Source organism: Flagellimonas sp. L-11, assembly GCF_056857735.1.
The window spans coordinates 1-12843 of sequence record NZ_JBSXNR010000067.1; the positions used below are offsets into that span (position 1 = coordinate 1).

Here is a 12843-nt window from a genome sequence, read left to right on the forward strand (position 1 = left end):
TCCCGATTTGAACTGCTTCAGGAAATCGTCGTTGAACAATTCTTCTTTCTTCATAATGTGCAAATATTTAAAATTAGACAAAAAATTAGCGGGGGCATGCCCCCGCTAATTTTCTATTTACACACTTTATGAGATAGTCCTTATAATTTAAAAGTTAGTTCTAATCCATTACATAAGTTTCTTAAACATCCTGTAATTTTAGAATTTGAACCAAGTGTTGATTACCTCTATTTGGCAGCAAAGTATTTGGATAAATCATTTAGGGCATTTGACAGTGAGTTTGCACCTTCTGAAAAAAGAGAATCCTCTTATAAAATACTGGTTAAAGACCTAGAGAACATCTTATCTCTCAATAAGCGTTAGCTGTTTAGATTCCTACATATAAGGACTTTTTCAATTACAAAATTGAGCAATTGCTTCGTAGGCATGTGAATATCCCAATTCTCCTGATTTACTCAAATACTTACATCCTCTTTCTTTGTCCCCTAACTGTATGGTTATTAATCCCAAGTTATGGTAAGTTACTTTATCATCATGCGAATGTATCAATACCTTTTTGTAATCCTCCGCAGCCCCCTCTAAATCGCCAAGTTTGGTCTTACTGTATGCTCGTCCAAAAAACACCTCTGTCCACAAGCTTGCCCATCCCTCTTGTGTTTCTACTGCTGCGTCAAAATCTGCTATTGCCCCTCTAAAGTCCTTTAAGTCCATCTTTAGATAAGCCCTTTCATTATATCGCTCCGCAAGTCTAAAAGTAATTTTAGGATACTCAACTCCAATCTCGATTGACTTACCGAAATCTTTCATAGCCTCCATATCATTACCTAAAATCCTCTGCTTTCTAGCCCTAACGAAATACTCATAACCACAATTAAGACATCTGTCAATAATTAGTGTCAAAGAATCAATTTCTCTTTTGATTAACTTTTTATCAATCTGGGAGTAACTTGAAGTACTAACTAAAATTCCAATTACTAATATAAAAGTGGTTCTTCTTATCATTATGACCGTTTCATTTATATGACTATTTCATAACATAATCCTTTTAAAGGACAAAGAGCTTCTATCACAGTCTATTAATCTTCCCAACCACATAGAGTACGTCCTAATCTTTTTGCTTCATCTGTTCCTACTTTGTAAATATTTGTTGAACAATTTGAAAGTCCCTTACAGGATTTAGTGAATGATATTTTTTACTGTACTCCCCCTTGCAAATATATAACTCTTCATTCGAGAAGGATGCTAAAGAGACCAGCGGTATTGTACCCATTAAAGTGAGGTGAAATTCCTTCTTGTTGATTTTGATTTGATTGATGAAAAAGTACATTTAATCTCAACGTTCCATTAATAAAGATATTGCGATTAGTTTGATAATGACAAAATCAGACAACTCACATGAATTGTTTTTGACCGACATTAAAGGCTAATAATATTAGACTATACCCTATCCATGATACGACAACAAACTCCATTCACCGAGTATAACCTGACATACAACTGTATTATTTGAACCCACCCTATTATTGTTACAAGTTAGCTGCATAACCTCAACAAATTGAATATGAAGGCTAGATATGTAAGAATCAGTACACCAGACCAAAAGTATGAACGACAGTTAAACAATAGCACGAATGAAAAGCTATTCTTAGACGTTTTAAGCGGTTCTATTCCATTTGACGAAAGAGAACAGGGAAGGAAGCTGTTGGAAGCCGTAAGAGATTCTAAAATCGATTATATATCGGTAAACGCCATAGATAGATTAGGCAGAAATCTGCTTGACATTCTACACACTTTAAAAACATTTGAAGAAAACGGTGTCACGGTAAAAGTGGACAATCTTGGAATTGAATCAATGGTCAAGGGAAAGCCTAATTCTGCATTCAAGTTAATAATATCTGTTCTTGCCAATATCGCAGAAATGGAGCGTGAGACACTTCTGGAAAGACAGCGTGAAGGAATTGCAATAGCAAAGGCAAAAGGAAGATATAAAGGACGTTTAAGAGGCTCTAGCGAACCAAAAGATGTTTTCCTTTCCAAGTACTCAAATGTACAAAAGCGATTAAAGGAAGGGCATTCAATAAGGAACACAGCCAAACTATGTGATGTTAGTATAGGAACTGTTCAAAAAGTCACAAGGCTCATGAAAGATGAGTAACTTATCAGTAGAAAATCCCTACATTTAAGCATGGCTAAAAAAGATGATGCATTCTTCGGATTCTTGGCAATTCTTGCCATTATTGTTTTTATTCTAGGTAGAATTTTCAGTTTTGTAGTTGACAATTTACTACCATTAGGGATACTTATTGGTGCGGTTCTTTTGGTTTATGGATTGATAAAGTATACCAAGTATAGGGACGCTAAAAGAATGGATAAAATGGAAATCCAAAATAAGGTCTTAGCGTCTCATAAGGAGCAATTTGAACACAAATTGAATGAAATTGAAGAGGAAAAGCATAGGATATTGTACAAAATAGAATGTTTAAAGGAAGATTTGCTTGAATTTGATATTGAAGCTGTTAAGAATAAACAAAATGAATACAACCCAGTAAATGCAATCCAAAAGCTTCAAAATATATTAAAAGAAGAAACCATAACAGTTGAAAGTATTTGGGATTTGTTTTATGATTATTCGCAGTATAATTTGAGTGACCCCAAATTAACGATGCCAAAGAACCTCAAAACATTATTTGCTCTAACAAAACCAAAATATTTTAATTTAAATAATCCCGACAATATCTACTTGAACGATGAAATTCAAGATAAAAAGAATGAATACAATATTATATTAGAAAAGGTCTTTGAAGAGTCCAAAGTAGAAGTTGACACCCAGATTGATGTGCTGACTGAAATGTATGAAGAAAAGCATATTCTTTGGGATTCTGACTACAAAAAATTTAATCAAGAACAAAAGCGAAACAACAGCGAAATTAAATCATTAAGAACTAAGTATTCAACACAGAAAGGTAATTCAATAGAAGTCTATTACCAATTGATTTTAGACAAAATCAATTATGACCCCCATTTCACTAAATCAATTGATATTGAGTATCAGAATGATGGCAATGTATTAATAGTTGAATATTTGCTACCATCAATAGAACACCTCCCAAAGGTCAAAGAGTTCAGATATATTAAGACCAGAAATGAGCATAAAGAAATAAACTATTCACCAAGGGAATTGGAAAAACTATACAGCGAAATTATCTATAGTATTGTATTGGATTTAATTCGAGTTTGTTTCAAGGTTGATAAAATAAATGCTGTAAGTACTATTGTATTTAACGGATGGTCTAAAACCATTGATAAAGCAACTGGACATCCAGTAAAAGCTTGCATTCTTTCAGTTGTTTGTGACAAGAATGAGTTTATTAAAATCAACCTCCCTGAGGTAGACCCTAAGGAGTGCTTCAAGAAACTTAAAGGAATTTCAGCCCACAAGATTAGCAATTTGACTCCTGTCAAGCCGATTATGTCCATTGAAAGAACAGATAATAGATTTATTGAATCAAGGGACATAGCCGTTAATTCATCCACCAATTTAGCTGCTATGGATTGGCAGGATTTTGAGCATTTGATAAGGGAAATATTTGAAAAGGAATTTAAAAATAACAATGGGGAAGTAAAGGTCACACAGTCTAGTAGGGATGGAGGAGTTGATGCTATTGCTTTTGACCCTGACCCAATTAGAGGTGGAAAGATAATTATACAAGCTAAAAGATATACCAACATAGTTGGAGTTTCGTCCGTTAGGGATTTATACGGAACAGTTGTCAATGAGGGGGCTACAAAAGGTATCTTGGTTACAACTTCAGATTATGGGTCAGATTCCTTCAAATTTGCTAAGGACAAACCATTAACATTGATTAATGGAGGGAAATTACTTTATCTTCTAGAAAAACATGGTTATAAAGCTAGAATTAATATTGAAGAGGCTAGAGAACAACTGAAATAGTCATGTATTTGTCAATATACCAAGCCTGCTTTAATCAAAAAAACCCTTAAAGTGAAAAAAGTCATCGCATTATCAGCAATTATCAGCATTTTAGTTGCTAGCTGTACAACAATTAAACCTGCCACCCTTGAACCTGTGACCATTATTGAAAAGGGAAACTCATCAGACTATAAATACGTTTACATATCGCCAACCAATAGCTTAACATCGAGTTCTGGCACTACAATTGATGGACAATATTATTCCTCTAGTAAAAGTGTTAACCCGAGTGATGTTATCGCAGGAATATTAACAAAAGAAGGATTTATCAGGTTAACGGAACTAAAGCCAGATTTGATAGATGAGACAATGGTAGTGAATTATGGAGAAAGTGGAAGAAGAGACGTAGCTAGTGGTTACACAATCGAGGTTACCATACAGCTTATTTCAGCTCTAACAAGTGAACTTGTCTGCTCTTGTACTGGAGAAGGTCAGGGTGTAACAGAAGCTGATGATATAAGGATTGCAGTTACTCGTTGTTTGTCAGGTTTGTTTTCTGAATAAAAATTAAAGTTCATGCTTATCCTTAAATATTTGTTGCTACTAACTCAACCATTTAAACCAACCACAAAATTGTTAGTAGTTTTTATGTTTACTTACTCAATTGGTCATTCACAACAGGTTAAGGAACTGAAATGGTCGGAATTGGACTTTATAATAACAAAAGACTCAACTACCATGATAGTTCTGGCAAATGATGAGCCTTTGAATGGAAAATTCAAGCTTTTATATGATGACAGCAAACATCCTACTCCCAGATATACAATTGCAGAATTTATTGATGGAAAAACGGAAGGTGAGTCAAAGTACTACGTTGATGGAATATTGATTGGCATAAATCAGTTTAAAGATGGGGTACAAAATGGGGTTAATACTGTTTATGACAATACTGGTGAATATGTGATGTGGAAAATTAACTGGAAAGATGGAAAAAAACACGGACTAACTTGGTATGGGGATACGGGTAATAGATATTACATAATGGGAGAAGAAGCTACCAAGGAAGAGTTTGAAGAGTATGAACGAACCAACCAGCAGAACTAGTTGTTTTTTACTAAGATTCTTTATTCTAATTTAGGGAAAAAGGGTGGGGGTGCTTTTAGATTCCGTTTTCCAATTGATGGGGAAACCCATAATGTTATAGGTAACCAAACAGGTCTAAAGTTCTAAAAAAGAATGTTATCTCCTATGGCAACCTTATAAACATCAATTCATTATTTTCACAAAATGAGTAGACTAAAAGACTTCATTGAGAACAAAATGAGCATGTCCCACATCTATCAGCCTGTCATGATAAAAGTGCTTTTGGAAAATGGAGGTGTTGCCCATAAAAAGACCATTGCTCAAAGCATTCTAAGTTATGACTTCTCACAGGTTGAGTATTATGAGGGAATTACCAATAATATGGTGGGAAGAGTGCTTCGTAAAAATGAAGTAGCAAAAAAAGACAAGAACATCTATACCCTAAATAGTTATGACTCTTTGTCTTCTGCTGAGGTTCAAGAACTGATTGCTCTTTGTGATTTAAAGATTAGTGACTATATAAGAAAAAGAGGTAATCAAATTTGGGAACACAGGAGAAGAAATAGAAAGGCTGTCTCTGGTTCTATACGTTATGTAGTATTAAAACGTGCTGATGGAAGATGTGAGCTGTGTGGTATATCTAAGGAAGAAAAAGCATTAGAAGTAGACCACATTGTGCCTAAAAACAATGGCGGTGAGGATTCCATAGATAATTACCAAGCGTTATGCTATACTTGTAATGCCAATAAAAGAGATACTGATGAAACTGACTTTAGGAATCTAGATGTCAAATATGAAACACGCCAATCAGATTGTATTTTCTGTAATATCTCCAGAGACATTATTACTGAAAATGAACTGGCTGTAGCTTTTTATGATAAATACCCTGTTACCTCAAAACACATTTTGATTATACCCAAAAGACATTGTGCTGACTATTTTGAACTGTCCCAACCAGAGTTAAATGCAATCAATCGATTGACTCACAAACTAAAACAGAAACTATCAAGTGAAGACCCTAGCATCTCTGGTTTCAATATTGGTTTTAACGTTGGTGAGGATGCAGGTCAGACAGTTTTTCATTGTCACATGCATCTGATACCTAGAAGACAAAAAGATGTTGACAACCCTATTGGAGGAGTAAGAAATGTGTTTGTAGGTAAAGGAGACTACAAATCACAAACTAGTTAATGCAATAGCTGTTTTTCAATATGAAAAAAACAATACACATAATAATCCTTATCTGCTTTTCTAGTTATTCACAGGAATACAAAGAAGTGAACTTCTCCGAACTAACAAAACTGATTTCGGAGGATTCAACCTCGGTGGTTGTTAAGTTAAATGGTGAAAAGTTAAATGGTAAGTATAAGATTATCATGGATGATGAAGGACGACAAACTTCTCAGTATATACTTGTTGATTTGGTCAATGGGAAAACGGAAGGCAAAACAGAGTTCTATAATGGTGAGAGTTTAGTTTCCACCAATGAATTTAAGAATGGTAAGCGTCATGGGCTTAATTTAATCTATGATATTTATGGAGAAAAAGTTGTCTGGAGAATTAATTGGGTAAATGGAGAGAAACATGGCATTATATGGTTTTGGGATTCTATTGACAGTTATTATGTTATGGGAAATGAGGTTTCAAAGGAAGAGTTTGAAGAGTATGAACGAACTCATAAAGAGAACTAACAATTCACCTGAAGCCAACCTTAATTCAGCATGTTTAAATGGCTGTTTGCCTATATCAGACAATCTTTTCAAGTAGCTGCTGGAAAGAAGTCGAAAAAACAGTTTAACTTTATATATAGTGTATCTATTAAGTATCTTGCCAAGTAGAACCGAAGGTAACCAATATGCCCCTTAGCTAGAACTGGATACAGCTTCGCCATGGAAGACATTGGTGGTGTAATGACACCATGAACAGTAAAGTAACTTGCCCAGCGTCACCTCGACCTCATCTACAACACATTCAACATTGATGAGATTTGGAGAAACTTAAACACTTGTCCGAAGGTTGCGTTTATGCGGTGGCGTTCTCCTTGCACCTGCCAATCGTCCAATTCCCTATCTGCTCTTAATTGTGGGGACGACACCAATTTTTTACGTTACACCTGACAAAGACAGTATTTAGCCACAAAAATCCAAGGCAACGAACAACATTTTTACCTGTTGTTATTTGTTTTACAAAGTTACGACATCTATTTTTTTGCTTTACCCCCCCCCTCAAACTTTGCAGTCCTGTAATGGGAATGTATAGTTGTGAAAACTAGTGAATCCCTTACTCTGAAAGAGACAAGAGGAATTGTACAAACAGTATTTCAGCTATGGTTTGTAGGTTTTTTACATACTGAACGGTATAAACCAAATCTGTCGATTTAACTATCAATTTATGCAGAACTAGCTACTCATTCCCGAACAATTTGTTAATCAATTTGGGTTAAAAACTCGATTCTTATACTATTCTTTATGGGGTGGGGTACTTTTTAGATTCGGTTTTCTTTTTGATGGGGCTGTTCCCATAACAAACAGTAACCCTGACTCCCAATTTTAAATAAAAACTATTATTCCTTAAATCCTTAAATTTAAATATCCCTAATTATCTTGGAAACAGTAAAAACATCTCTTGCTGTTAGCAATCAGACAACCAAAAAAAATAATACAAAATGCAATTAATAGCGGATTCAAAAACATTAAAAAAAGAATTCCATAGGCTTCAGGGTACATATGAACAATATTACTGGTTGACTGCATGGGCAAGTAGTTCATCTTCTGCGTTTCAGAAGCTGACTGATAATCAACATAAAATAAAAAGGATATTAGTAGGAATACATTTTTATCAAACGCATCCTGATTTCATAGAGACTTTCCTTGATAACAAGAATGTAAGATATATAATGCAACCTGAAGGGACATTCCATCCCAAACTATTTCTTTTTTATAATTCAGAAAAAGATTGGGAAGTTTTGGTTGGTAGTGCAAACTTCACACAAGCCGCATTTAATTTAAATACAGAGATTTCAACATTAATAAGTTCAAAAGATAAAGATTCAGACAAAGTTCTTTCAAACATTTTTGATACCATCAATCAGGTCTGGCGAGAATCAAAGATTTTTGATGAGAATAAATTAAATAACTATCGAAATACTTGGAAAAACCACAGACGGAAAATCAATAGCCTTTCAGGCAATTATGGTAATGTAAGAAATAAGAAACAGGGTGGGACTAAGCCAATTTATTTAGTTCCTGTGGCAAATATGGATTGGAAAGAATTTATTAGAAAAGTGTATAATGACCCGTACCAATCGTTTAATTCACGTTTAAAAGTTTTAAAAATTGCCAAATCACTATTTGAAAGGGTTAATTCTTTTAAAAAATTACAAGATGATGAGAGAAAATTTATTGCAGGGATTCCAAATAATTTAAGGGTTGATAAGGATGTTAAATGGGAGTATTTTGGAAGTATGAAAGGAGCTGGGATTTATAAAAATAGAATTGCAGAAAACGATATAAATATTTCAAATGCCCTTGATGAAATCCCTTTGTCTGGTCAGATTACAAAAAATCATTATCAACGTTTTCTTGAATCTTACCAAAAAACATTTAACGGAAATTATTTAGGAACGGCAACAAGACTTCTCGCAATGAAAAGACCTGATACTTTTGTTTGCCTTGCTAGTAAAAACAGGTCTGCTCTTTGTAAAGACTTTGAGATTATAAAATCTGGACTGGATTATAATCGATATTGGGATGAGATAATTGAACGGATTTATGATTCTGAATGGTGGGTTAATCCAAAACCGAAAGATAGAATAGAAAAAAGTGTAAACAATTTCAGAGCTGCTTTTTTAGACTCATTATACTATGAGGAGTAAAAATGAATAAAGAATTCATCTTCTGTGCATAGGCTGGTAATGTTTCAATTAGTCCTGCATTGTAAGAGACATGTACGCAGGACACAACTTATAAATATCCATTTAACACGCTAATACATGACAAAATCTGATAGATAATATGGCAAAACAAATGCACTCAAGAGAATTCGATAAAACAAAAGACAGTTTAATTCTAAAATGTAGCTGTGGTTGGAAAGGCAAACCTATAGAAGCATTTAATGAGGTTTATTCTGATGTAATCGATTTCGAATGCCCTAAGTGTGAAAAGATGCTACTAATTGTGAATATGCGGGAAAATTACAATTGAGGCTTTCTCTTCTTTTTCCTAGAAACCATGGAATAACCTTTTCTAAGTTCAATTATCCGAATTAAATAATCAGCACACTCAAATAGGTTGTCTTTTACCAAGGAATTTGGAATACGTATGGTATAAATATCCTTTTCCAAATCATGGAAAGTTCTCTGTAGGTCTCTCATTGCCTGATTCGATTGGAGGTTATGCTGACACCCATCAACTTCGATATGAATTTTGGCGTGTTGAATCGCAATATCAACAGTTTTATGTCCGTCTTTCAAGTTTAGAAAAGGTTTTGCGCCTAGTTCCTTTAACCGCAAATAAAGCCAGATGTAGTCGGTAAGTAACAATACACAATAATTGGTAAGTTGGAGTACACGGTTTTTGGCAACAAGAGTACACGATTATTTAAAAGTACATTGTTTAATTTTCATTATCAAAAAAAGTTTTTCTGTTCTTTAACCGGTAACTTTTACCACTGAGATTGATCACCTCGCAACGGAACAATAATCGGTCCAAAAGTGCGGTTGCCAGCACTTCATCATCCAACATTCTGGCCCAGTCCGTGGCCATCTTATTGGTTGTTATAATAAAACAGGTATTTTCATAAACCTGGTTGATAAAGTTGAACAAGGCCAGTGCCATGTTTTTTTCCATTGGGAACAGCATAATATCATCAATAATGATGAGATCTGCCTTTATAAGGCGCTTGTAATCTGCCAGGGCGGACCGGGTAACCTCTTTTAGTTTCAGAACGTTCACCAGTTCTTCCATAGTTCTGAAGTAAGCCTTATAGCCTTTTTCAATGGCATCTGCACAAAGGCCACCGGCCAACATGGTTTTTCCGACCCCGGAAGGCCCCATCAACATCAGATTATATCCCTGGTCCAACCAGTTAAGTTCCCGGAGTTGGTTGATCCTGGTCTTGGACATTCCGTTTTCAAAGCTATGGTCATAGCCATCCAGGTCACTCTTTCTGGGCAATCCTGCCAGCTTTCTTCTTCTTTTTACATCGTTTTGTTGGCGATGTGCTGCTTCCGCCCTCAAAAGTTCCAGGGTGAATTCTAGGTATCCTATGCTATTGCTTTCGGATTTTTCCATGATTTCATTGAACCGGTCTGCTATCCCCCCAATTCTTAATTGACGGCAATAGTTTAAAATTTCTTCAGTGTGCTGCATAATCCGCTGAAAGCGGACAGGCGTTCCGTTTCAAAACGGACACTTTTCTTCTAAAATTTTGCTCAAGTTAATTAAAAATATTTTGCTCTTATTTTCTAAATTTTCTCATGGATTCTCCCTCTAAATTTATGCGGTATGAACCGTTGGTCAATCTATCAAGGATAGCGTCGGCGACCGTTGGTTCCTTAAAGCAGTCGAACCAGGATTTCACGGGTAATTGCGAGGTGATGATCGTGGAAGAACTTCCGTGTCTCTCGTCCACAAGGTCCAATAGCATATTGCACTGTTTGTGATCGATCTGTTTAAGGCCAAAGTCATCGATGATAAGCAGTTTTGTCTTGGCTATTTTATCCATAAACTTAAAATAACTGCCGTCCGCCTTGGCAAGGTTCATTCGGTCCAGGAGCTTATTGGCCGTAAAATACATGGTCTTGAGTTCCTGGGCACACGCCTGGAACCCCAGAGCACAGGCGATAAACGATTTCCCTACCCCGGTCGGCCCCGTAATGATCAGGTCCCTTGACTTTTTGATCCAGTCCCCCTGTTGTAGGCGGAGCAGCATATTTTTGTCCATGCCCCGGGGCCGATGAAAATTGATCTGTTCAAAGGAGGCCTGTTGTTTGAAGCGGGCCTGTCGGATCAGCCTCTTTAATTTCTTGTTGTAGCGGTCTTCATATTCGGCCTCGATAAGGTGGGCGATACATTCGTCCAGCGAGAAGTTCTTCTCCTGGGTGCTTTCGGTAATTTCCCGATAGGCTTGTGCAAAGCCGTGCAATCGCATCGTGTGTAACTTTTCAAAGGTTGCATTTGTATTCATAAGTATTGATTTAATTAAAGTTTTCCTTTCCTCGTATATTATTATGAGTGGGCAATCGGAACAGTTCAAGCGCTTCCTCTTCCACATCGAAAGTCTTGTTCTTGAGCATATTCTTGATGAACTTATATTGCGGACAATTCATTTCAAGGGCTTTTTTACAGGCTTTGCGATAATTTGGTTTAGGATATTTCTTCGCCAGGTTCAAGAGTCCCATACAGCTTCTGTAGGCCTGTTCCGGGTGGGGACGGCTATCGAGTATCTTTGCAATGAGCTGCTCTACTTCAGGTCCTATGGAACGGCCCCATCCGATGAACCGTTCCGAGGTCCATTCGGCCTGGAACCGGTGATGGGCGGGACGGTGTTCGTTTTTAGTGGTATAGCCATAGGGCTTACGGTTTCGCCGGTGCAGGGCAATCCTTTCATTATTATAATAGGCCTCCACATTGGAGAGGGTATAAATGACCTTTACCTTTTTGCCGGTATATTTAAAGGGGATGCTGTAGTAGTGCTTATCGGCCTTTAAATAAATATGGTGATTGTATTGGACCTTGAGCTGGCAGAAGTGTTTCAACTCATAGGAGGTAGTCGGCAAGGGTTTTAGTTCCTGCTTTTCCACCTGATCAAAAAGGCTTTGCCGACTGTAGGGTTTATGCTGAAAGTTTTTCTGGTTGTGTTGGTCGAGCTTTTCCCAAAGAGCCTGATTGAGTTCTTCGATGGAGTGGAAGACCTCGTTGCGCAAAGGGGCATAGATACGCTGATAGGCCAATCGCACAAAGTTCTCGGCCAGACTTTTATCTTTCGGATGCAAAGCCCTTGCCGGTAATATCACCGTCCCGTAATGGGCGGCGAAATCCTGATAGGTCTGATTTACGTCAGGCTCGTATCTATTGGATCTGCTCACCGCAGAGCGCAGACAGTCCGGTACGATGGCTGCAGGGACTCCTGCGTAAAACCGAAGTGCATTTCGGTTGACGGTGATCCAGTCCTCTTTCTTTTGTGATGGGACCGCTTCAATATAACAGAGCTGGCTACAGCCCAGCACACTGACAAATACCTCGCAGGCTTCCCGCTCCCCGGTAGCCGGGTCGGTAACGTAAAGCTTTTTGCCCGTAAAGTCCACGAAGAGCTTGTCCCCGGCCTTATGCTCCATATGCATGCTGACCTTGCTCTCCTTGCGCCAATGGTGATAATGGTGGCAGAACTGGCTGTATTCATAGCCATCCCTGTGCGTTTGCCTATACTCCTCCCACAGCAGCTGCAGGGTGACACCAACTTTCTTAAGCTCTTTTTCAAAGTCGGGAAATAGTTTTTCCAAGGCCGTGTATCGCGGGTTCAGTGTCTTCTTCCTGATGTTGATCAGGTTGATGAGTTCACTGTCGTTCATCCCGGAGATTGCCGAAATGCAGATTCCACTGCTTTTGAAACCGGCAATATACTGGCTTGCGGCAGTTTTCCCGATACCGGCCACCTGGGCCGCTTTGCGGCCACTGAGCCCTTGTTTGAAATATAATCGTAATAGTTCGCGTACTTCTCTCATACCTATCGGATTGTTGGCCATTATCCCTTCCTTTAAAAGTTAATGGCTCTAAGATGGGAAAAGTGTCCGTTTTGCCCCGGAACAGCTGTCCGCTTTGAAACGGAAT

At 37.3% G+C, this 12843-nt stretch carries 12 protein-coding genes; 7 read left to right on the forward strand and 5 right to left on the reverse strand.

All coding sequences use genetic code 11. The features are described 5' to 3' along the window. Positions 1–393 precede the first annotated feature (393 nt). Positions 394–1002, reverse strand: coding sequence for a tetratricopeptide repeat protein (locus tag AC13CC_RS11950; RefSeq protein WP_482876079.1), 609 nt, complete (start codon positions 1000–1002; stop codon positions 394–396). 559 nt (positions 1003–1561) lie between these two features. Between AC13CC_RS11950 and AC13CC_RS11955 the strand changes: the two genes are divergently transcribed. From AC13CC_RS11955 to AC13CC_RS11985, 7 genes are all read left to right on the forward strand, one after another. Then, positions 1562–2155, forward strand: coding sequence for a recombinase family protein (locus tag AC13CC_RS11955; protein ID WP_482876080.1), 594 nt, complete (start codon positions 1562–1564; stop codon positions 2153–2155). 30 nt (positions 2156–2185) lie between these two features. Further along, positions 2186–3952, forward strand: coding sequence for a restriction endonuclease (locus tag AC13CC_RS11960; RefSeq protein WP_482876081.1), 1767 nt, complete (start codon positions 2186–2188; stop codon positions 3950–3952). A gap of 51 nt (positions 3953–4003) precedes the next feature. Beyond that, positions 4004–4495 (forward strand): hypothetical protein, encoded by a 492-nt coding sequence (locus AC13CC_RS11965; RefSeq protein ID WP_482876083.1) that lies wholly within the window; start codon positions 4004–4006, stop codon positions 4493–4495. Between the two features lie 12 nt (positions 4496–4507). Further along, positions 4508–5035 (forward strand): toxin-antitoxin system YwqK family antitoxin, encoded by a 528-nt coding sequence (locus AC13CC_RS11970; protein ID WP_482876084.1) that lies wholly within the window; start codon positions 4508–4510, stop codon positions 5033–5035. A gap of 183 nt (positions 5036–5218) precedes the next feature. Continuing rightward, the gene (locus AC13CC_RS11975) at positions 5219–6205 is read left to right on the forward strand and encodes an HIT domain-containing protein (RefSeq protein ID WP_482876086.1); all 987 of its coding nucleotides are present in this window, start codon (positions 5219–5221) and stop codon (positions 6203–6205) included. A 20-nt stretch (positions 6206–6225) separates the two neighbouring features. After that, complete coding sequence (locus tag AC13CC_RS11980; protein WP_482876088.1) at positions 6226–6705, forward strand: hypothetical protein; 480 nt, start codon at positions 6226–6228, stop codon at positions 6703–6705. Positions 6706–7679: 974 nt separating this feature from the next. After that, complete coding sequence (locus AC13CC_RS11985; protein WP_482876090.1) at positions 7680–8888, forward strand: phospholipase D family protein; 1209 nt, start codon at positions 7680–7682, stop codon at positions 8886–8888. 318 nt (positions 8889–9206) lie between these two features. Here the strand turns inward: AC13CC_RS11985 and AC13CC_RS11990 are convergent, their stop codons facing one another. The 4 genes from AC13CC_RS11990 to istA all read right to left on the reverse strand — a co-directional run bounded on the left by AC13CC_RS11990 (position 9207) and on the right by istA (position 12737). Further along, a complete protein-coding gene (locus AC13CC_RS11990) occupies positions 9207–9554 on the reverse strand; it encodes a DUF559 domain-containing protein (protein ID WP_482876092.1) in 348 nt (115 codons plus the stop codon). A gap of 73 nt (positions 9555–9627) precedes the next feature. Next, complete coding sequence (istB, locus tag AC13CC_RS11995; RefSeq protein WP_482876094.1) at positions 9628–10383, reverse strand: IS21-like element helper ATPase IstB; 756 nt, start codon at positions 10381–10383, stop codon at positions 9628–9630. 88 nt (positions 10384–10471) lie between these two features. Continuing rightward, positions 10472–11200: an IS21-like element helper ATPase IstB gene (gene istB / locus AC13CC_RS12000; RefSeq protein ID WP_482876096.1), complete on the reverse strand. Its 729-nt coding sequence runs from the start codon at positions 11198–11200 to the stop codon at positions 10472–10474. Positions 11201–11210: 10 nt separating this feature from the next. After that, a complete protein-coding gene (istA, locus tag AC13CC_RS12005) occupies positions 11211–12737 on the reverse strand; it encodes an IS21 family transposase (protein ID WP_482876097.1) in 1527 nt (508 codons plus the stop codon). Between the last annotated feature and the right edge of the window lie 106 nt (positions 12738–12843).